The organism is Streptomyces sp. 8P21H-1, assembly GCF_013302945.1.
In genome coordinates this window covers 1-365 of record NZ_JABTYA010000048.1, presented here as the reverse complement: position 1 = coordinate 365, position 365 = coordinate 1, and the positions used below count along the sequence as shown (strand labels likewise).

The following is a 365-nucleotide window of genomic DNA, read 5'->3' as shown; positions in this document are numbered from 1 at the left end:
CCGGCCGGTCCTCCGTGCCCGGCTGCGCCGCCGGAGCGGTACCGACCGGCAGCAGGACCACGGACGGGACGCCTTCAGCGTTCGCGTCACCGGCCGCGTCACCGGCCACGGCGTCGACGAGACCGGTCAGGTCGGGCAGCACCCGCCCGGCGCCGATGCCTCCGAGGAGGGCGTCGTCGGGGCCGATCACGGTCACGGGGCCGGTCGCCCCGTCGGTCCGGGCGGGATCGTCGTCCACGGACACCCAGTCGAGGGTGAACAGGGAGTCGCGGCCCGGGCCGCCCGCGCCGCCGAGCTGTCCGGCGGAGATCGGACGGGTCACCAGGGAGCCGACCGCGGCCACCGGGGTGCCCGCGGTGTCGGCG

1 protein-coding gene is annotated in these 365 nt (G+C 78.1%); it reads right to left on the bottom strand.

Annotation, left to right across the window (positions count from 1 at the left end; genetic code table 11):
* A partial coding sequence (locus HO151_RS00945; protein ID WP_173894235.1) for a hypothetical protein occupies positions 1-365 on the bottom strand: 365 nt, incomplete at both ends.